At 69.4% G+C, this 19,727-nt stretch carries 18 protein-coding genes; 5 read left to right on the top strand and 13 right to left on the bottom strand.

The window, feature by feature from the left end:
• Window positions 1-14: 14 nt before the first annotated feature.
• The 4 genes from VHAB30_RS24390 to VHAB30_RS24375 all read right to left on the bottom strand — a co-directional run bounded on the left by VHAB30_RS24390 (window position 15) and on the right by VHAB30_RS24375 (window position 4,504).
• Window positions 15-737, bottom strand: coding sequence for a response regulator transcription factor (locus VHAB30_RS24390; RefSeq protein WP_062476797.1), 723 nt, complete (start codon window positions 735-737; stop codon window positions 15-17).
• 202 nt (window positions 738-939) lie between these two features.
• Window positions 940-1,755: a beta-ketoacyl synthase chain length factor gene (locus VHAB30_RS24385; RefSeq protein ID WP_159278869.1), complete on the bottom strand. Its 816-nt coding sequence runs from the start codon at window positions 1,753-1,755 to the stop codon at window positions 940-942.
• Window positions 1,752-2,954, bottom strand: a complete 1,203-nt coding sequence (locus VHAB30_RS24380) for a beta-ketoacyl-[acyl-carrier-protein] synthase family protein (protein WP_174250280.1) — start codon at window positions 2,952-2,954, stop codon at window positions 1,752-1,754. Before VHAB30_RS24380 ends, VHAB30_RS24385 begins: the two co-directional genes overlap by 4 nt.
• Before the next feature lie 155 nt (window positions 2,955-3,109).
• Window positions 3,110-4,504 carry an AmpG family muropeptide MFS transporter gene (locus tag VHAB30_RS24375; protein ID WP_070063493.1) on the bottom strand — a complete coding sequence of 465 codons (1,395 nt, stop codon included), beginning with the start codon at window positions 4,502-4,504 and terminating at the stop codon, window positions 3,110-3,112.
• Between the two features lie 61 nt (window positions 4,505-4,565).
• Between VHAB30_RS24375 and VHAB30_RS24370 the strand changes: the two genes are divergently transcribed.
• Window positions 4,566-5,420, top strand: coding sequence for a M48 family metallopeptidase (locus tag VHAB30_RS24370; RefSeq protein ID WP_159278868.1), 855 nt, complete (start codon window positions 4,566-4,568; stop codon window positions 5,418-5,420).
• Between the two features lie 18 nt (window positions 5,421-5,438).
• Here the strand turns inward: VHAB30_RS24370 and VHAB30_RS24365 are convergent, their stop codons facing one another.
• Window positions 5,439-6,401 carry a tripartite tricarboxylate transporter substrate binding protein gene (locus VHAB30_RS24365; RefSeq protein ID WP_159278867.1) on the bottom strand — a complete coding sequence of 321 codons (963 nt, stop codon included), beginning with the start codon at window positions 6,399-6,401 and terminating at the stop codon, window positions 5,439-5,441.
• Window positions 6,402-6,441: 40 nt separating this feature from the next.
• Window positions 6,442-7,692 (bottom strand): flavin-dependent oxidoreductase, encoded by a 1,251-nt coding sequence (locus VHAB30_RS24360; protein WP_159278866.1) that lies wholly within the window; start codon window positions 7,690-7,692, stop codon window positions 6,442-6,444.
• Window positions 7,693-7,764: 72 nt separating this feature from the next.
• Between VHAB30_RS24360 and VHAB30_RS24355 the strand changes: the two genes are divergently transcribed.
• Entirely contained in the window at window positions 7,765-8,664 is a 900-nt protein-coding gene (locus VHAB30_RS24355; RefSeq protein ID WP_159278865.1) for a LysR family transcriptional regulator, read from the top strand.
• A 3-nt stretch (window positions 8,665-8,667) separates the two neighbouring features.
• Here the strand turns inward: VHAB30_RS24355 and VHAB30_RS24350 are convergent, their stop codons facing one another.
• The 4 genes from VHAB30_RS24350 to VHAB30_RS24335 are packed head-to-tail and all read right to left on the bottom strand — an operon-like array spanning window position 8,668 to window position 13,677.
• Window positions 8,668-10,671 carry a DUF4034 domain-containing protein gene (locus tag VHAB30_RS24350; RefSeq protein WP_159278864.1) on the bottom strand — a complete coding sequence of 668 codons (2,004 nt, stop codon included), beginning with the start codon at window positions 10,669-10,671 and terminating at the stop codon, window positions 8,668-8,670.
• 16 nt (window positions 10,672-10,687) lie between these two features.
• Window positions 10,688-11,497, bottom strand: coding sequence for a DUF1266 domain-containing protein (locus tag VHAB30_RS24345; protein WP_159278863.1), 810 nt, complete (start codon window positions 11,495-11,497; stop codon window positions 10,688-10,690).
• Window positions 11,494-12,858, bottom strand: coding sequence for a PcfJ domain-containing protein (locus VHAB30_RS24340; RefSeq protein WP_159278862.1), 1,365 nt, complete (start codon window positions 12,856-12,858; stop codon window positions 11,494-11,496). Before VHAB30_RS24340 ends, VHAB30_RS24345 begins: the two co-directional genes overlap by 4 nt.
• Window positions 12,859-12,873: 15 nt before the next feature.
• Window positions 12,874-13,677 (bottom strand): exodeoxyribonuclease III, encoded by an 804-nt coding sequence (locus VHAB30_RS24335; RefSeq protein ID WP_062472711.1) that lies wholly within the window; start codon window positions 13,675-13,677, stop codon window positions 12,874-12,876.
• Between the two features lie 12 nt (window positions 13,678-13,689).
• Between VHAB30_RS24335 and pyrE the strand changes: the two genes are divergently transcribed.
• Both pyrE and VHAB30_RS24325 read left to right on the top strand, forming a co-directional pair.
• Window positions 13,690-14,370, top strand: a complete 681-nt coding sequence (gene pyrE, locus VHAB30_RS24330) for an orotate phosphoribosyltransferase (protein ID WP_056583914.1) — start codon at window positions 13,690-13,692, stop codon at window positions 14,368-14,370.
• Between the two features lie 12 nt (window positions 14,371-14,382).
• The gene (locus VHAB30_RS24325; protein WP_159278861.1) at window positions 14,383-15,075 is read left to right on the top strand and encodes a DUF4124 domain-containing protein; all 693 of its coding nucleotides are present in this window, start codon (window positions 14,383-14,385) and stop codon (window positions 15,073-15,075) included.
• Window positions 15,076-15,121: 46 nt separating this feature from the next.
• On the opposite strand, the gene gatB is transcribed toward VHAB30_RS24325, so the two are convergent.
• Genes gatB through gatC form a run of 3 tightly spaced genes read right to left on the bottom strand, consistent with a single transcriptional unit; the run spans window position 15,122 to window position 18,442 of the window.
• Window positions 15,122-16,651, bottom strand: a complete 1,530-nt coding sequence (gene gatB / locus VHAB30_RS24320) for an Asp-tRNA(Asn)/Glu-tRNA(Gln) amidotransferase subunit GatB (RefSeq protein WP_159278860.1) — start codon at window positions 16,649-16,651, stop codon at window positions 15,122-15,124.
• A 1-nt stretch (window position 16,652) separates the two neighbouring features.
• Window positions 16,653-18,143 carry an Asp-tRNA(Asn)/Glu-tRNA(Gln) amidotransferase subunit GatA gene (gatA, locus tag VHAB30_RS24315; RefSeq protein WP_159278859.1) on the bottom strand — a complete coding sequence of 497 codons (1,491 nt, stop codon included), beginning with the start codon at window positions 18,141-18,143 and terminating at the stop codon, window positions 16,653-16,655.
• Entirely contained in the window at window positions 18,143-18,442 is a 300-nt protein-coding gene (gatC, locus tag VHAB30_RS24310; RefSeq protein WP_056583926.1) for an Asp-tRNA(Asn)/Glu-tRNA(Gln) amidotransferase subunit GatC, read from the bottom strand. The genes gatA and gatC overlap by 1 nt, the downstream gene beginning before the upstream one ends.
• Window positions 18,443-18,658: 216 nt before the next feature.
• On the opposite strand from gatC, the gene VHAB30_RS24305 reads away from it, so the two are divergent.
• On the top strand, window positions 18,659-19,702 hold the full coding sequence (locus tag VHAB30_RS24305; RefSeq protein ID WP_056583929.1) for a rod shape-determining protein: 1,044 nt from the start codon (window positions 18,659-18,661) through the stop codon (window positions 19,700-19,702).
• Window positions 19,703-19,727: the final 25 nt, after the last annotated feature.

Genomic DNA, 19,727 nt, shown 5'->3' with positions numbered 1-19,727 from the left:
GCGGTCCTGTCAGGTCAGTCTTGCTGCTTGGCGAAGACGTAGCCCACGCCGCGCACCGTCAGGATGCGCTTCGGGTTCTTCGCGTCGACCTCGATGGCCGCGCGGATGCGGCCCATGTGCACGTCGATCGAGCGGTCGAAGGCCTCGAGCTCGCGGCCGCGCACGGCTTCCATGATCTGGTCGCGCGTGAGCACGCGGCCCGCGCGCTCGGCCATCGCGACCAGCAGGTCGAACTGGTAGGAGGTGAGGTCGGCCAGCGCGCCGGCCACCGACACGGTGCGCGCGTTGCGGTCGATCTCCAGCGTGCCGAAGCGCATCACCGTGGAGGCTTCGGCCTCGGTGGCGTTCTCGCTACGCCGGCGCAGCACGGCGCGGATGCGCGCCAGCAGCTCGCGCGGCTCGAAGGGCTTGGGCAGGTAGTCGTCGGCGCCGATCTCCAGGCCGATGATGCGGTCCATGGGGTCGCCTTTGGCCGTGAGCATCAGCACCGACACCTTGGCCAGCGGGCCGGGCAGGGCGCGGATGCGGCGGCAGACCTCGAGCCCGTCGGTGTCGGGCAGCATCAGGTCGAGGATCACCAGGTCGGGCGCGTGCTGCTGCAACTGCTCCAGGCCGGTGGCGCCGTCGCCGGCGTGGTTGAAGGCGAAACCCGATTGCGTCAGGTACTCGCCCACCATCTGCGCCAGGCGGGCGTCGTCTTCGATCATCAGGAGTTGGGGGGTGCTCATGCGCTTCATGGTCGTTCACCGGGAGCAAGCGGGCTTGAACGCTCCGTAAAGTTGGGTAAACGCAGCATCGCCCTGTCAACCTGGATTGCTGCGAAAAACATAGCGCCTCGCCCAGGTTGCGTGGGCGCCATGCGGCAATGATGACCTACCGGGGCGCGACTCGCGCGGTTCGTGTGTGTCAACACGCACCGCCGACCCCGGCGGGGGCCGGTCAGCCCGCGGCCTGCAGGCGCAGCCGCAGGGCCAGCGCGGCCGACAGCGGCAGGTCGATGGGCGCGTCGGCGCTGCCCGGGGCCTGGGCCAGCGCCTCGAACAGGGGCAGGGCGTCGGCCATCGGGTTGATGTCCTTCAGCGTGGCGGCGGCGGCCGAGCGCGGCGCGGTCGCCGCACCGTCGCCGACCAGCGACCAGTCGAGGCTGGCCACCGTGCGGGCCGTGCGCTCGGGCGCGATCACCAGCGCCACGGCCAGCAGGCCGCGGCTGTCGGTCACCGAGGCCAGCGCGCCGACCGTGGGGGCGTCGTAGCCCACCAGCAGCACCGGCGTCTGGTCGGCCGCGCACTGCACGGCCGCTTCGAGCAGGCCGGCGGCAAAGCTGTGGCCGTAGGCCGAGACGGCGTTGCTGGCCGCCATGCAGCCGGTGCCGATGGTCCAGTAGCCCACGGCCGCGTTGTGCACCGAGTTGTGGAACTTGGTGGGCGACAGCATCTTCGGGTCGCCCGCGAGCGTGCTGCACATGTAGTCGTTGATCGACAGGTCGCCGTGCGCCGAGGTGAACACGCAGGGCACGTCGGCCGCGGGCCGGTCGGCGCCCGCGATGGCCGCGGCGGCCACTTCGAGCGCCAGCGCCACGGTGTCGGGCGCGCGGCGGCGCTCGGCCGGGGCCAGCACCTGCGGCGAGGGCCGCTTGGCGGGCGGATCGGCCAGCGCGCCTTCGCCGCGGAAGGCCGCGCGCGCGGCGTCCCAGCCGGGCAGCGTGGGGGTCCAGAAGGCGGGGCCTTCGATGTAGAGCGTCGGAGGCGTGTTCATGCGGCCACCGCCTTGCCGAAGACCAGCGCGCAGTTGTTGCCGCCGAAGCCGAAGGAATTGGACAGCGCGTAGCGCACCTCGCCCGTGGCGGGTTCGAGCTTGATCTGCGGGCCGAAGCCTTCGTCCAGCGTGCGCGTGTTGACCGTGCCCGGCATCAGGCCGCGCTCGATCGCCAGGAGGCAGACGACGGCCTCGACGATGCCCGCGGCGCCCAGCGTGTGGCCCATGAAGCCCTTGGTCGAGCTGGCGTGCGTGCGCGCCGGGAAGCGGCGCGCTACCAGCGCGCCCTCGACCTCGTCGTTCTTCTGGCTCGCCGTGCCGTGCATGTTGATGTAGTCGATGGCGTCGGCGGCCAGGCCCGCGCGCGCCAGCGCGTCGTCGAGCGCGCGCTCGGCGCCCAGGCCCTCGGGGTGTGGCGTCGACATGTGATGCGCGTCGCTCGCTTCGCCGTAGCCCAGCAGCTGCGTGGCGCTCTCGCCCGCCTGCACGCGCTCGACCAGCGCGAAGCCGGCCGCCTCGCCCAGGCTGATGCCCTTGCGGTCGGCGTCGAAGGGGCGGCAGGGCTCGGTGGAGACCAGCTCCAGCGAGTTGAAACCGAACAGCACGCTGCCGCACAGCGTGTCGGCGCCGCCGACCACGGCCGCGTCGGCCAGGCCCAGGCGGATCAGGCGCTCGGCCGAGGCGAACACCTTGGCGCTGGACGAGCAGGCGGTCGAAATCGTCTCGCTCGGGCCGTCGATGCCCAGCACCTGCTGCACGAACATGGCCAGCGAATGCGGCGTGTGGACGGCCGCGCGGCGCTGGTCCGGCGGAAAGTTGCCGTCGGCGTCGAGCTGCGTGTAGGCCAGCTCGGTCTCGCCGATGCTGGCCGTGGAGGTGCCGAGCACCAGCGCGATGCGCGTGGCACCGTACTTCTGGCGCGCGGCCGCGACCGCCTCGAGGAAGCCGTCGGCCTGCAGGCCCAGCCAGGCCAGCCGGTTGTTGCGGCAGTCCCAGAACGCGGCCGATTCGGGCAGGCGGACGTCTTCCAGGCCGTCGACGCGGCCGATCCAGGTCGGCAGCGGTGCTTCGCCGAAATCGTTGGCGCGCAGGCCGCTGCGCGAGTGCGCGAGTGCGTCGGCGTGCGCTTCCTTGCCGACACCGACGGCCGAGGTGGCCGTGTAGGCACTGATTTGAAGGGGAGAAATTCGGGACGGCACGATGGATGTGGGGGCAGGCGACAGGCGAAAGGGCGTCGGCGACAGAAGAAAAAGCGGGAAAGCGCAATTTTCACGCAATGAATGTCGCAGCCTACCAGCGTTGCGTATCAGGTTGCGTCGGCTGTTTCCTATAGATGACAGCTCCGGCGCAGGCCCTATTGACGCTCGCCGTCGCCTGTGCGGGCCGCCATGCGCGAGGCCAGCGCCACCAGCAGCAGCACCGGCACGCCCAGCAGCGCGGTGGCGGTGAAGAAGGTGCTGTAGCCGTAGGCGTCGACAAACGCGCCCGAATAACCGGCGATGAACTTCGGCAGCAGCAGCATCAGCGAGCTGAACAGCGCGTACTGCGTGGCCGAGTAGCTGATGTTGGTCAGGCTCGACAGGTAGGCGATGAAGGCCGCCGAGGCGATGCCGCCGGCCAGGTTGTCGGCCGAGACCACCGCGATCAGCGCCGTCAGGTCGTGCCCGCGCGTGGCCAGCCAGGCGAACAGCAGGTTGCTCGCGGCGCTCAGCACGGCGCCCAGCATCAGCACCCGCATCACGCCCAGGCGCATCGACAGCACGCCGCCCACGAAGGCGCCCACCAGCGTCATGATCACGCCGTAGATCTTGCTGACCGTTGCCACCTGGTCCTTGGTGAAGCCCATGTCCACATAGAAGGGGTTGGCCATGATGCCCATCACCACGTCGCTGATGCGGTAGATGGCGATCAGCGCCAGGATCAGCGCCGCCTGCCACTTGTAGCGGCGGATGAAGTCGGCAAAAGGCTCGATCAGCACGCTTCGCAGCCATTCGCCTGCGTTCTTCGCCTTCGGCAGCACGCGCCGCACCGGCTCGGGCGACAGCAGCACCGTGAGCACGCCCACCGCCATCGAGGCCGCCATGACGAGGTAGGCCGTCTTCCAGGCGCCGTTCTGGTAGGCCGCCGCGCCGGTGACCGCCACGGCGGGCGCCACCTCGGCCCAGGCCGCGACCCACAGCACGCCGGCGCCGGCCCAGATCATCGCGAGCCGGTAGCCCGTTTGATAGGCGGCGGCCAGCGCGGCCTGCTTGCGCGTCTCGGCCGATTCGATGCGGAAGGCGTCCAGCGCGATGTCCTGCGTGGCCGAGCCGAAGGCCACCAGCAGCGCGCACCAGATCAGCGGCTGCAGCCCCAGGCGCGGGTCGTTCATCGCCATGCCGACGAGCCCGACGATCACCATGCCCTGCGCCAGCAGCAGCCAGCCGCGCCGGCGCCCGAGCAGTGTGGTCAAGGGCGGCAGCGGCAGCCGGTCGACCAGCGGCGCCCAGACCCACTTGAAGCCATAGGCCAGCCCGACCCAGCTCAGGTAGCCGATGGTGGTGCGGTCGATGCCCGCCTCGCGCAGCCGGAAACTCAGCGTGCCCAGCACCAGCAGCAGCGGCAGGCCGGCCGAGAAGCCCAGCGCGAGCATGCGCAGGGTGGCGGGTTCGAGGTAGACCTTGAGCGCGTCGCGCCAGGGCAGCGCGGCGCTCGCGGGGGCTTGGGTGGGTTCGGCGGGCGGTGCGGACATGAGTGGGGGATTGTCCATGAGCTATGGAGGACATCGGCGCGCCCGCTCGTCTCCATTTGTTCCTATCATCCGGGCACCTATGTGCACACGATGCGAACGCCCCCTTTCCGCCCTCTCCGAAGCCTCGGCATGGAACCCGCGCCGCGCCTTCCTGCTGGCCGCCGCCGGTGCGGCGCTGAGCGCGCCGGCGCTGGCGCAGGTCAACGTCGGCAATGCCTCGGTGGCGCGCAACCTCGTGCCCGCCGACCAGATCGAGGCGGCCGGCGTGCAGCAGTACGGCCAGCTGCTCGCACAGGCGCGCGCCAAGGGCGCGCTGGCCGGTGACGGCAACGCGCAACTGCAGCGCCTGCGCACCATCGCGCAGCGGCTCATTCCCTTCGCCCTGCCGTGGAACACCCGCGCGCGCGAGTGGAAGTGGGAGGTGAACCTGATCGGCAGCAAGCAGATCAACGCCTTCTGCATGCCCGGCGGCAAGATCGCCTTCTTCACCGGCATCCTCGAGCAGCTCAAGCTGAGCGACGACGAGGTCGCGATGGTCATGGGCCATGAAATGGCGCACGCGCTGCGCGAACACGCCCGCGCCCGCATGGCCAAGAGCGTCGGCACCGGCGCGGCGCTGTCCATCGGCGCGCAGCTGCTGGGGCTCGGCCAGGTCGGCGACCTCGCGGCGCGCGCCGGCACGCAGCTCATCACCCTGAAGTTCAGCCGCAGCGACGAAACCGACGCCGACCTCGTGGGCCTCGAACTCGCCGCGCGCGCGGGCTATGACCCGCAGGCCTCGGTGTCGCTGTGGAAGAAGATGGCCACCGCCTCCAAGAACCAGGGCGGCCTGAGCTTCTTGTCGACCCACCCGAGCGGGCCGGACCGCATCGCCAAGCTCGAGGCGAACGTGCCGAAGGTCGAGAACCTGTACCGGGCGGCTGCGCGCAAGTAGCTGCGCTTCCTGCCGCGCTCAGTCGGCGGTGATGTTCCCCTTCTTCACCACCGTCGCCCAGCGCTGCGCGTCCTTCTGGATCAGCGCGCCGAACGCCGCCGGCGTCGAGCTGGCGGGCACCATGCCCTGCGACTCGAAGGACTTCGCCACCTCGGGCGACTTCAGCACCGCGGCGATCTCCGTGTTCAGCCGCGCCACCACGTGGGCCGGCGTGCCCTTGGGCGCGAGCACGCCGTACCACATGTCGACGTTGTCGGCGGTCACGCCGGCCTCGGCCAGGGTGGGCACGTCGGGCAACTGCGGCAGGCGGTGGCCGCTGCCGGTGGCGAGCGCCTTGAGCTTGCCGGCCTGGATGTGCTGCAGCGCCACGTGCACCGGCAGGAACATCGCATCGATGCGCCCGCCGAGCAGGTCGGTGACGGCACCGGCCGTGCCCTTGTAGGGCACGTGCAGCAGGTCGGTGCCGGTGCCCTGCATCAGCAGCGCCATCGACAGGTGGTGCGGCGTGCCGACGCCGGGCGTGGCGTAGGTCAGCTTGCCGGGGTTGGCCTTGGCGGTGGCCACCAGCTGCGCGAGCGAACCCGCCTTCTGGGTGGACGGGTTGGTCACCAGCAGCAGCGTGCCCCACGAGGTCTGCGACACCGGCGTGAAGTCGGCCACGGGGTCGTAGGCGAGCGACTTGTACAGGCCCTTGTTCATCACCAGCGTGTTGACCTGCACCAGCAGCGTGTAGCCGTCGGGCTTGGCGCGCGCCACCTTCTCGCTGCCGATGTTGCCGCTGGCGCCGGCCAGGTTCTCCACGATCACCGGCTGGCCGAGCACGGCGGGCAGGCGGGCCGAGAGCTGGCGTGCGATCAGGTCGATGCCGGTGCCGGGCGTGTAGGGCACCACCAGCGTCACCGGCTGGTCGGGCCAGGCATGGGCCGCGGCGGCGCTGGCCGCGACCAGCAGGGTGGCGAAGGTCCGGGTCAGAAATCTCATGGGGTCTTGTCTCCGTCTTGATCTGTGAATGTGCCGGTGCTCAGAGGTATGACGCGCGCGCCTTCAGCGCCGCCGGGTCGTAGCCGGCCACGCGCTTGTAGTGGTCGGAGATCGCCTGCAGTTCCTGCTGCGTGACGATCGCGTCGAGGTTCTCGACGCGCTGGCCGCCCGAGCGCTCGAACACCTCGCGCAGGATGGTGTCGGGCGGGTTGCTGCGGTTGGTCAGCACCACGTCGGTGGTGGCCTTCACGCGCACGCGGTCGTAGGTCTCGAGCGCCGCGATGCCCACGCCTTCGCGCTTCATCGCGCCCGCCAGGAAGCGTGCGTCGATGATCGCCTGGCCCGCGCCGTTGGAGCCGCGCGGCACCATCGGGTGCGCGGCGTCGCCCAGCAGCGTGAGGCGGCCGTGGCTCCAGCGCGGCAGCGGGTCCTGGTCGACCATCGGGTACTCCAGGATGGTGTCCGAGGCCAGGATCAGCGCGGGCACGTCGAGCCAGTCGAAGTGCCAGTCGGCGAAGGCGGGCAGGAAGTCCTCGAGGCGGCCGGCGCGGCTCCAGTCGCGCATCGCGGGCTGGGGCGCGTGGATCTCGGCCACCCAGTTCACGAGCTGGCGGCCCTGGTCGTCGATGTCATTGCGGATCGGGTAGATCACCATCTTGCCGACGGTGAGCCAGCCTGCGCGCACCATGCTGCCGCCCGAGAGAAAGGGCTTCCAGGCCGCGGTGCCGCGCCACATGTTGATGCCCGAATAGCGCGGCGCGCCCTCGTCCGGATACAGCTGCTTGCGCAGCGCCGAGTGGATGCCGTCGCAGCCCACCGCGACCGCGCCGCGCACCGGCGCGCGGCCGTCGGCAAAGTGCACCGTCACGCCGTCGGCATCCTGTTCGACGCCGGTGCAGCGGTGGCCGCACTGCACGCTGTCGGGGCCCAGGCGCTTCAAGGTTTCGTTCAGCAGCACGGTCTGCAGGTCGCCGCGGTGGATCGAGTATTGCGGCCAGTCGTAGCCCGCGTGCTGCCCGGCGGGCTCGCGGAACACCAGCTGGCCGTGCTCGGTGAAGAAGACCGCCTCCTGCGTGCGCACGCCCACGGCGTCGAGCGCGTCGAGCAGGCCCAGCTCGGACAGTTCGCGCACCGCATGGGGCAGCAGGTTGATGCCCACGCCGAGCGGGCGCAGCTCGGGCACGGCCTCGTACACGCGGCAGGCGATGCCGGCCTGGTGCAGGCTCAGGGCGAGGGTCAGGCCGCCGATGCCGGCGCCGAGGATGATGACTTCGTTAGGTGCGGTGCTCATGGGGTCCGTATTGGGACCGCAAACGAGGCATATGGGAAATTTAGATGTGATATGGATTTATCATGAATCCTTATGAACTTGACCACGCGCCAGATGCGCGCCTTCCTGCAGGTGGCGCGCATCGGCAACTTCACCCGCGCGGCGGAGCAGGCGCACATCACCCAGGCCGGCCTGAGCATCCTGATCCGCGAGATGGAGAAGCAGCTCGGCTGCCGCCTGTTCGACCGCACCACGCGCATGGTGAGCCTCACGCCGGCCGGGCGCCGGCTGCTGCCGGTGGTGGAGCGGCTCGTCACCGACCTCGATGACGTGGCCGCCGAACTCGGCGCCGAGGGCGATGCGGCGCGCCAGACGCTGCGCATCGCGGCCACGCCGCTGGTGTCCTCGCACCTGCTGCCCTGGGTGTTCGCGAGTTTTCGCGCCGCGCATCCGCAGGTCGTGCTGCGCCTCTTCGACGCCGACCTGCGCGATGTGGAAGCGATGGTGGCCGCGGGCGAGGCCGACCTCGGCCTGGGCTTTTTCTTCAAGGCGGCGGCGGGGCTCGACCGCACGCCCGTGGGGCGCTTCGAGCTGATGCGCGTCACGCAGGCCGTGGCCAACGGCGAACCGGTCGGCACCGCGCCCTGGTCCGCGCTGCGCGGCGCCACGCTGATCGGCCTGCCGCCCGGCAACCCGATCCAGAAGGTGATCGAGCGCCAGCTCGGCGAGATCGGCCTGGCCGACGCGCAGCGGCCCGCCTTCAACTTCTTCGGCACGCTGATCTCGATGGTCGAGGCCGGCTTCGGCACCGCCGTGATGCCCACCTTCGCGCTCGCGGCCTGCCGCCGTCACCGCGTGAAGACCGAGGTGCTGCTGAAGCCGCGCGTGGGCATGGACTTCTTTCGCCTGACCAAGCGCGGCACGCACGAGACCGAGGCGATGCGCGCCTTCAGCGAGACGCTGGCGAAGGCCTTGCCGGCGCTGTCACGTTAGCCGTCAGACCATCGCGTTGTCGCCGCCGGGGATCTCGTGCGCCTTGATCTGCCGGCGCGTGAGCTTGTAGAGCGTGGACGACAGGAAGCCGTCCTGGTGGGTGTTCTTGGTGACGTTCACCACGAACTCGTCCTCGGGCGCCACGGCCTGCGCGCCCATGATCCAGCGCACGCTCTCGCGGTAGTTGTAGAGCACCTTGTCGTTGGCGTCGGCCAGCAGGGTCGACAGCGTGGCCATGGCGATGGCGTCGCCGTGGGTCGCGTGCTCGCGCACGAAGTCCAGGTGGCGGTGGCGCACGGGGATCTCGGACAGGTCGCTGATGAACATCAATGCGCCCTCGGTGGCGTCGTCGTGGCCCAGCTCGCGGGCCTTCAGCATGGCCTCGACCGCCTGCGCCTGCAGCGCGGGGCGCTGCGCCGCGGGCGTGGCGTCTTCCCAGGCCATGTCGTGGCAGAGGTAGCCCAGCTTGTAGGCCGCGACGCTGTTGCCGGCCTGTGCCGCCTGGCCGTAGCAGTGCATCGCCTGTTGCCGGTCCTTGGTGCCGTGCTCGCCGCCCGCGTGGAAGATGCCGAGCGTGAGCAGGCACGATTTGTCGCCGGCGGCCAGCCCCATCTCCAGGATCTCGAAGGCTTCCTGGTTGCGCGGCACGCGCCACAGTGCGCGCGCCAGGTCGTCCCAGTTCTCGGTGCCGGCGCTGCGTTCGCGCGCGGCCGCCAGCCAGGCGTTGCCGGTCGTCGCGTTGGGCACGAAGCCGAAGGCGCCCTTCAGGCTGCAGTAGCCGTGCAGGATCAGCGCGGTGTTGCATTCGTAGGCGTTGGCGCTGTTGCAGATGGCCTGGCCCAGCCAGTGGCCGCCGGGGTCCTGCTCCAGGGCGACGTGCACCGCCATGTTCATGGCGTAGTCGTCGTCGATGGGATGGTGGCTCTCGGCCTCGCGCAGGCAGGCCAGCGCCTGCGCATGCTGGTCGAGCATGTAGTGGCTCACGGCCAGCCAGCGCAGGGTTTCCCAGCGGTGGTAGGGGTAGAGCGCCTCCTGGGCGCGTTGGCGCGTGGCGGCCATGCGCTGCTGGGCTTCGGCCGGGTCTTCGTCCTTGTCGACGCTGTTGCCCTGGTAGTCGTCGCGCCAGATCTCGTGGCGCAGCCGGTCTTTCTCGACCTCGCTCAGGTGGGCGCAGGCGGGCGAGGCGATGAAGGCGCGCACGCGCTCGTGGCTGCCGCCCCAGCGCGGCTGCTGGAACCAGACGCACTGGCGCATGAAGAAGAACAGCCGCGGGTGCACGTGCAGCGTGGCGTGGATCCAGTAGGACGTGCCGCTGATCACCTTGCGGCCCTGCACGGGCGAGGGCAGGGCGGTGGGCACGGCCTCGGGGCAGGCGATGCGCTCGTCGTGCGACAGGCCGGAGCGCGCGAGCTGTGCCAGCAGCTCTTCGCGGGTGGCCTCGTCGTCGTCCAGCGAAAAGTCGTGCTGCAACGGCTTGTCGGGCCAGCGGCCGCTGCGCACCAGCTCGGTCAGCCAGTCGGGCTCATTGAAGGCCGAGGTGCTCTGCAGCAGCAGGGCGCAGGCGGTCCACATCGTGGGCGCGAGCGTCAGTGCGCGCAGGGCGGCCACGGCGCAGCGCGTGGCGCAGGCATGGGCGCATTCCCAGCCGAGCGCGGTGACCGTGCTGGCCCAGCCCGAACCGCGGTACTCGTAGGCCCAGTGGTACCAGTAGTGCGCTTCGCAGAGCCAGGCGTGGGCCGACTGCGGGTTGGCGGCCTGCCATGCCGCCAGGCGGGCCAGCCCTTCGGCGCCGTCGGCGGTGCAGCCGGCCAGGTCGTCGGGCAAGGCGCCGTAGTAGCGCTCTTCCTCGTCGCGGTCTTGAAAGCTGGCGGCCAGCGCGTCGTCGAGCCGCTGGTCGAGTGCGGCGTAGTCGCCGGCGCGCAGCAGGGCGTCGATGTCGCAGAGCTTCCAGCGCGCGGGCGCGGGGGGAATCACGGTCGCTGCGGCGGGGGACGTGTGGGTGGTCATGGGCGGGGCTCGCGCGTCAGGCCGACGCGGTGGGGGCGAGAGTGACGGGTTGGGGATCGAAGATGCGGTAGCGCTTCCAGGGCAGCGTGAGCCAGTTGCCCTGGCTGTTCTGCAGGTGCTCCTGCACTTCCAGCGTGGCGCGCGACGAGGCGGGGCCGTCCTGGCTGCTGATGCGCAGCCAGTGCAGCCGCGCCCGTGCATAGGCGTGGCCGAAGTCTTCCCAGCTTTCGAAGCTGTCCTGCGCGCGCTGCGCGTTGAGGAACAGCACCAGCCAGGCCTGCGACTCGGGCACCCAGCCCAGCAGCGCGATGCAACGCACCAGGAAGGCGGTGCGCGCGCAGTCGAAGGCCAGCGCGTCGCGCACCTGGCCTTCGGCCGCGAGCTGTTCGTAGAAATTGGCGTGGGTGCGGCCGAGCCCGCCGACCCAGCCGACGAGCGCGGCCTGCATCTGCGTGGCGATGTCGCGCTCGGGCAGGTCGGCGGCCATGTTCATTTCGCGCAGCACCTGTTTGGCCAGCCGCTGGCGCTGCTCGGCGGGCACGTCGAGCGCCAGCGTTTCGCTGTCGCAGCGCAGGCCGTTGCGCAGCAGCAGGATGTCGCCGAGCGCCAGCGCCCAGCGGCGGCGGTTGGGCACCACCTTGCCGGCATCGGCCCGGGCCTGTGCGGTGCGCACCGCGAGGTCGGCGTTGGCCTTTTCCATGTGGCCGATCGCCGTGCCCGAGCCGCGCACGACGATACGAAATGCGGTGCGCACGACGAACCACGCGATGCGCACCCCGAGGTACAGCAGGCCCAGGAACACAACGATGACGATGGCCTGCGTCATGGCAATGCGGCTCCCAGCGGCGGCGCGCACACGGCGGCGCTCAGCGAGATGCCTTCGATTTCCAGCATCGCGGCGGGCGTCGGCGTGGGGGCCGCCTGCAGCGACGGCGGCAGCCGGTTCGCGGGCAGCGTCAGCCGGGCGGCGGCGGCCACCGCCACGTCCATCTGGCGCAGCCGCGCCAGCTCGTGCGGCGCGATGCGCAGCAGCAGCCATTGCAGGGCAGGCGGCGGCTGCTCGAAGTGCTCGATCAGGTGGAAGTTGCCGCTCATCACGCTGAGCAGAAAGTCGGGGCTTTGCACGTCGGTGACGAACTTCCATTCGCCCCGGGCGGCGTCCGAGGCCTCGGGCTCGAACACCAGGCCCATGCCCTCGCAGTCGCTGTGGCGCTCGCCGCGCGGCGGCAGCGTGCGCAGGAACTGCAGCACGTCGTCGGCGTACTTGCGGATCGGGTGGCGGTTCTGCTTGCCCTTGATCTGGTCGACGCGCAGCCCGTCGGGATGCACTTCGAGGCTGATGGTCACGTGCGGCAGGTTGCCCGCGCTGCGCAGCGTGAACAGGCGCAGCCGGCCGCTCTGCGCGGCGCTCGCGTACTGCTCGCCGTAGCCGCCATTGAGCTTCTTGATGTTGGCGAACTGGCCCAGGCAGTGCTGCATGTGGAACGACTCGTAGGCCATCTCCTCGCGCAAGGCGGCGTGGCTGCCGATGAACTCGAAGATCACGCCGTTGGGCGTGCGCAGCACTTCCTTCAGCGCCAGGCCGCTGCTGGGCACCCAGCCCTTGTTGCGCTTGGCCTGCATGCGCTGGTGCTCCTGCTCCCACAGGGCCATGGCCATGAAGCAGGTGATGCGCTGCAGCTTCTGCTCGAGCCGCGTGCCGCGCCGCGAACGCAAAAACTCGACCAGCATGCGTTCGCGGTCGACCAGCAGGAGGTGATCGGGGTCGAGGTAGTAGAAAGTTTTCGGGGCGGCTTCGGCGGCGGGCGACTCGGCCGTGTTGCCCTTGTTGCCCTTGGACTTTTCCTTGTCCTGCACGGACGCCGCGTTCACCGCGACGGGGGCGCGCGGCTGCAGCTGCTTGGCCAGCCACTCGGGCAGCGGCTTGTCGGGCCCGGCCGCGGCCAGGTAGTCGGCGGGCGACTGCACCGGCAGCACGTTGCCGAAGCTGCCGATGGCCCAGCGGAAGAAGTGGTTCAGCAGCCAGGCCGCCATGTCGGCGTCGTCGCCGCGCTCGGCGCTGCGGCGCGCGATCGCGGCCTTGACCTCGGGCGCGTTCACCACGTCGCGCGGCAGGTACACCGCCGTCGCCGCGGCCGTGGGCGGCGAGGACGGGGTCGTGGACGGAGACGGAGTCGGGATGGGCATCGACGGGCGGGCGACTTACAGCGTGAAGTCGTACTCCACCGTGATCGGCGCGTGGTCGCTGAACTTGACCGTCTTGTAGATCGCCTCGGTGCGCGCCAGCGCGCCCATCGCCGGCGTGGCCAGGTGGTAGTCCAGCCGCCATCCCACGTTGTTCGCGTAGGCCTGGCCGCGGTTGCTCCACCAGGTGTAGGCGTCGCCTGTGGTGTCGGGCTTGAGGCGGCGGTACACGTCCACCAGGCCGGCGCCTTCGGTGCCGGCGTCGAGCAGGCGCGTCATCCAGGCGCGTTCCTCGGGCAGGAAGCCGCTGTTCTTCTGGTTGCCGCGCCAGTTCTTCAGGTCGATTTCCTGGTGTGCGATGTTGATGTCGCCGCACAGGATGAACTCGCGCTCCTTCTTCAGCGCCAGCAGGTGTGGGAAGAAGCCCTTCAGGAAGCGGAACTTGGCGGCCTGGCGCTCCTCGCCCGAGCTGCCGCTCGGGAAGTAGCAGCTGATCACCGAGAACTTGCGCTTGGGCGTGTCGAAGCGCAGCTCGAGGTAGCGGCCTTCGGCGTCGAATTCGGGATCACCCCAGCCCACCACCACGGCGCTGGGCGCATGCTTCGTGTAGATGGCGGTGCCCGCGTAGCCTTTTTTCTCGGCAAAGTGGAAGTGGCCCTGCAGGCCCGCCATCTGCTCGAAGCGGCCTTCGACATCGCTGGCCTGGACGCGGATCTCCTGCATGCAAATACAATCCGGCGCGAGTTCGGCCACCCAGTCGGCGACGCCCTTGGTGGCCGCCGAGCGCAGGCCATTGAGATTGAGACTGGTCAGTTTGAACACAAGGAATTTCCAATGGCTGTAGACGGTCAGACAAGCAGCGCGGTGGCACAGGACTTCGTCCAGTTCGCGCTCGACGCCGGCGTGCTTCGCTTCGGCGAATTCAAGACCAAGGCCGGTCGCATGAGCCCGTATTTCTTCAATTCGGGCCTCTTCGACGACGGCGCCAAGATCGCGCGGCTCGCCGGATTCTATGCAGACCGCCTGGTCGAAAGCGGCCTCGAGTTCGACATGATCTTCGGCCCCGCCTACAAGGGCATCCCGCTGGGCGCCACCGTGGCCGCCGAGCTGGCCCGCCGCGGGCGCAACTACCCCTTCGCCTACAACCGCAAGGAAGCCAAGGCGCACGGCGAAGGCGGCAATCTGGTGGGCGCGCCGCTCAAGGGCCGCGTGCTGATCGTCGACGACGTGATGTCGGCCGGCACCGCGGTGCGCGAATCGATCGCCGCGATCCAGGCCGCGGGCGCCACGCCGCATGCCGTGGCCATCGCCCTGGACCGGCAGGAAAAAGCCACCGAGAACGGCGTCGACGTGGACCACAGCGCCGTGCAGTACGTGCGCAACCAGCTCGGCCTCGCGGTGGTGCCCATCGCCACGCTGGACGACCTGCTGAGCTACCTCTCGGGCAACGCCGCCGCCGACCTCGGCGCGCACCGCGAGCGCGTGCTGGCCTACCGCACGCGCTACGGCGCCTGAGACGCAGCGCCGATGCGACGCCCCGCGCGCGATCCCTCTTCTGCTGCCGCCGTGGCGTCGCTGTGGCTGGGCCTGGCGGCCCTGTCGTCGTGCGGCATGGCGCTGGCCCAGCCCGCCAAGACGGACGGGCCCGGTGTCGGCATCTACACCTGCGTCGACGCGCGCGGGCGCACGCTCACGGCCGACCGGCCGATCGCCGAGTGCAGCGACCGCGAGCAGCGCGAACTGGGCCCGAGCGGCACGGTGCGCCGCAAGCTGGAGCCGACCTACACGGCGCGCGAGCAGCAGGAGCGCGAGGACCGCGCGCGCGAAGCCGCCATCCAGGCCGCACGGCTCATCGACGAGCGCCGCCGCGAGCGCGCGCTGCTGGTGCGCTACCCCAACGCCACCACGCACGACCGCGAGCGCGTCGAGGCCCTGTCGCAGATCGACGCCGTGATCCAGGCCGCGAAGAAGCGCCTCGTCGAGCTCGCCGACGACCGCAAGAAGATCGACGAGGAGCTCGAGTTCTACAAGCAGGACACGAGCAAGGCGCCCGGCGCCGTGCGCCGTCGCATCGAGGACAACACGCAGAGCGTGGCCGTGCAGAACCGCTTCATCTCGGAGCAGGAAGAAGAGAAGAAGCGCGTGAATGCGCGCTTCGACGAAGAGCGCGGGCGCCTGAAGACGCTCTGGTCGCCGCAGAACGGCGGCAACCCGCGCTGAACGAACCCGCCGGGGCCTGGCGCAAGGTCCCGGGGCTCGTTCGCGATCAGCCCAGCTTGGCTTTCAGCAGCTCGGTGACCTGCGCGGGGTTGGCCTTGCCCCCGCTGGCCTTCATGACCTGGCCCACGAGGCCGTTGAGCGCCTTCTCTTTGCCGCCGCGGTATTCCTCGACGTTCTTCGCGTTCTTGGCAATCACCTCGTCGAGGATCTTGTCGAGCGCGCTGGCGTCGTTCATTTGCGTCAGACCTTTGGCCTCGAAGTACGCCGTAAACATCGCATCCATCTGCTCAAAGCTTCCCCCGACCAAGGTTGGGTTCAACTCGCGATTCCAAAGTGCATCAAAGACTTGGCGCGCCGCGCTATTGCTTATGGCACCAGAAGAGATGTGCCTGATAAGACCAGCGAGCGCAACCGCTTGAACCGGTGAATCACTGACACTTGCCCCACTGGCGTTCAGGCGGCGCGCCATTTCGCCGGTGATCCAGTTGCTCGCGAGTTTCGGCGTGGCGCCAGCTGCCACGGCATCATCGAAGTAGCGTGCGAGTGCCGTGCTCTGCGTGAGCTGCGCGGCGTCGTATTCCGACAGGCCGTGGTCGCGCACATAGCGCTCGGCCGTGGCACGCGGCAGCTCGGGCATGGTGGCGCGCACGCGCTCGATCCACTCGGCGGCCACCACCAGGGGCGGCAGATCGGGATCGGGGAAGTAGCGGTAGTCGGCCGCGTCTTCCTTGGTGCGCATGGTGCGCGTCTCGCCGGTGGCGGGGTCGAACAGCACGGTCGCCTGCTCGATGGCGCGGCCCTCTTCGAGTTCGTCGATCTGCGAGTTGATCTCGTAGTCGATCGCCTGCTGCATGAACTTGAAGCTGTTCAGGTTCTTGATCTCGCGGCGCGTGCCGAGCTTCTCGCCGGGCTTGCGCACCGACACGTTGGCGTCGCAGCGGAAGCTCCCTTCCTGCATGTTGCCGTCGCAGATGCCGATCCAGGTGACGATCTTGTGCAGTTCCTTCGCATAGGCCACGGCCTCGGCGGTGGAGCGCATATCGGGCTCGGTCACGATCTCCAGCAGCGGCGTGCCGGCGCGGTTCAGGTCGATGCCGCTCTGGCCGATGAAGTCTTCGTGCAGCGACTTGCCCGCGTCTTCCTCGAGGTGGGCGCGCACGAGGCGCACGGTCTTCTTCTCTTCGCCGAGGAAGAACGACACCGCGCCGCCTTGCACCACCGGGATCTCGAACTGGCTGATCTGGTAGCCCTTGGGCAGGTCGGGATAGAAGTAGTTCTTGCGCGCGAACACGCTGCGCGGCGCGATGTGCGAGCCCAGCGCCAGGCCCAGCTTGATGGCGCGCTCGACCGCGCCCTTGTTCATCACGGGCAGCGTGCCCGGCAGCGCCAGGTCGACCGCGCAGGCCTGCGTGTTGGGCTCGGCGCCGAAGGCGGTGGAGGCGCGGCTGAAGATCTTGCTCGCGGTCGAGAGTTGGGCATGCGTCTCGAAGCCGATGATGACTTCATAGCCGCGCACCAGCGGGCCGGTCGGGCGGCCTTGTTGTTGTGCTTCGAATGTGTTCACGGTCTCGCTCATGTCAGAAGCCCTCCGGCGTGCGCGTGTGCCAGTCGGTGGCTTGCTGGAAGCGGTGCGCTGCGTTGAGCAGCTTCGCTTCGCCGAAGTAGTTGCCGATCAGCTGCAGGCCCACGGGCATGCCCGCATCGAAGCCCGCAGGCACGCTCATGCCGGGCAGGCCGGCCAGCGAGGCGGGCAGCGTGAAGATGTCGGCGAGGTAGTCGGCCACGGGGTCGTCGCCGTGTTCGCCTATCTTCCAGGCGGTGGTCGGCGCGGCGGGGCCGGCGATCACGTCGCATTGCGTCAGCGCCTGCTGGAAGTCGTCCGCGATCATGCGGCGCACCTTCTGCGCCTGCAGGTAGTAGGCGTCGTAGTAGCCGTGCGAGAGCACGTAGGTGCCGATCATGATGCGGCGCTTCACTTCGTCGCCGAAGCCTTCGGCGCGCGTACGTTCGTACATCTCGGCCAGGTCCTTGTACTGCCTGGCGCGGTGGCCGAACTTGACGCCGTCGAAGCGGCTCAGGTTGCTCGAGGCTTCGGCCGCGGCCAGGATGTAGTACACGGGAATCGACAGCTCGGTGCGCGGCAGCGAGACCTCGACGCGCTTCGCGCCGAGCTTCTCGTACTGCGCGAGCGCCGCATCGATGGCGGCGCGCACGCCGGGTGCCACGCCGTCGCCGAAGAACTCCTTGGGCACGCCGATGCGCAGGCCCTCGAGCGAGTCGTTCAGCGAGCGGCCGAAGTCTTCGGCAGGCTTGTCGAGCGAGGTCGAGTCGCGGTCGAGGTCGGGGCCGCAGAAGGCCGACAGCAGCAGCGCGCAGTCTTCGGCCGAGCGGGCCATCGGGCCGGCCTGGTCGAGGCTCGATGCGAAGGCCACCATGCCGTAGCGCGAGGCGCGGCCATACGTGGGCTTGATGCCGGTGATGCCGCAGAACGAAGCGGGCTGGCGGATCGAGCCGCCGGTGTCGGTGCCGGTGGCCGCGGGGGCCAGGCGTGCCGCGACGGCCGCCGCGCTGGCGCCCGACGAGCCGCCCGGAATGCGTTCCAGGTTCCAGGGGTTGCGCACCGGCACGGCTTGGTCGTGACCCACAGCGGGCACGGCGACGTTCTCGTTGGCCGAGCCCATTGCGAACTCGTCGCAGCTGAGCTTGCCCAGTGTGACCGCGCCGGCTTCGGCGAGGCGGCGCACCACGGTCGCGTCGAAGGGCGAGCGGTAGCCCGCGAGCATCTTCGAGCCGGCGGTGGTGGCGAAATCGGTGGTGACGAAGATGTCCTTGTGCGCGATCGGCACGCCGGCCAGCGCGGGCGCGTTGCCGGTGGCGATGAGCGCGTCGGCCGCGCGGGCCTGGGCCAGCGTGACTTCTTCGTTGACGTCGACGAAGGTGCCGAGCGACTCGTGGGCCTTCATGCGGCCGAGAAACGCCTGCGAGGCTTCGACGGCCGAAACCTTGCGGTCGGCCAAGGCCTTCGCCAGCGCGACCACGCTCAATTGGTGCAGTTCACCGCTGCTCATTATTCGATCACCTTGGGCACGAGGAACAGGCCGGCTTCGACGGCCGGGGCGCTCTTCTGGTTGGCTTCGCGGTTGTTCGGCTCGCTCACGACGTCGTCGCGCAGGCGCAGCGTCACGTCTTCGAGCGCGGCCACGGGGTGCGCCAGCGGCTCGACGCCGGTGGTGTCGACCGCGCGCATGCGTTCGACCAGATCGAAGAAGCCGTTGATTTGAGTGAGCATGCGCTCGCTTTCATCTGGGGCAAGCTGCAGCCGCGCCAGCGAGGCGATGCGTGCAATATCGGAAGCGGAAAGAGACATAGATGGCTGACGGGTCGAAAAAACCGGAGGCAATCGCACGCCGAAGAGGGTGCCGACACGGGATTCAGAGGGGATTCGGTTATTATCCCGCCTTTGCCGCAACCCCCGCGAACGCGCCGGCTTTTGCGCCAAAAACGATCAATTCACCCCGTCAAACGACCCAAAAATAGAGCGACGACCTGCCGATGCGCAGGCCGTGCTCAGAGGATTCCGCACATGTTTGGAGCTTTCCGTCGGTACTTCTCCACCGACCTGGCGATCGACCTCGGCACCGCCAACACCCTGATCTTCGCCCGCAACAAGGGCATCGTGCTGGACGAGCCCTCCGTGGTCGCGATCCGCCACGAAGGCGGCCCCCATGGCAAGAAGGTGATCCAGGCCGTTGGCCGCGAAGCCAAGGCCATGCTGGGCAAGGTGCCCGGCAACATCGAGGCCATCCGCCCGATGAAGGACGGCGTCATTGCCGACTTCGTGATCACCGAGCAGATGATCAAGCAGTTCATCAAGATGGTGCACCCGCGCACGCTCCTCACGCCGAGCCCGCGCATCATCATCTGCGTGCCCTGCGGCTCGACCCAGGTCGAGCGCCGCGCCATCAAGGACGCGGCCGAAGCCGCCGGCGCCACCGCCGTCTACCTCATCGAAGAACCCATGGCCGCGGCCATCGGCGCCGGCCTGCCCGTCAGCGAAGCCTCGGGCTCGATGGTGGTGGACATCGGCGGCGGCACCACCGAAGTGGGCGTGATCTCGCTGGGCGGCATGGTCTACAAGGGCTCGGTCCGCGTGGGCGGCGACCGCTTTGACGAAGCCATCATCAACTACATCCGCCGCAACTACGGCATGCTGATCGGCGAGCCGACGGCCGAAGTCATCAAGAAGAACATCGGCTCGGCCTTCCCGGGCTCCGAAGTCAAGGAAATGGAAGTCAAGGGCCGCAACCTTTCCGAAGGCGTGCCGCGCAGCTTCACCATCAGCAGCAACGAAGTGCTGGAAGCCCTGACCGACCCCCTGAACAACATCGTCTCGGCCGTGAAGAACGCGCTGGAACAGACGCCTCCCGAACTGGGCGCCGACATCGCCGAGCGCGGCATGATGCTCACCGGCGGCGGCGCGCTGCTGCGCGACCTCGACCGCCTGCTCGCCGAGGAAACCGGCCTGCCGGTGCTCGTGGCCGAAGACCCGCTGACCTGCGTGGTGCGCGGCTGCGGCATCGCCCTGGAGCGCATGGACCGTCTGGGCAGCATCTTCACGAGCGAGTAAAAGGCGAAAGCCATCATCGGCCGGC

The sequence above is a fragment of the Variovorax boronicumulans genome (assembly GCF_009811375.1).
GTDB classification, from domain to species: domain Bacteria; phylum Pseudomonadota; class Gammaproteobacteria; order Burkholderiales; family Burkholderiaceae_C; genus Variovorax; species Variovorax boronicumulans.
The sequence above is the reverse complement of the archived record's forward strand: the minus strand, read 5'-3'. Positions and strand labels throughout refer to the sequence as shown.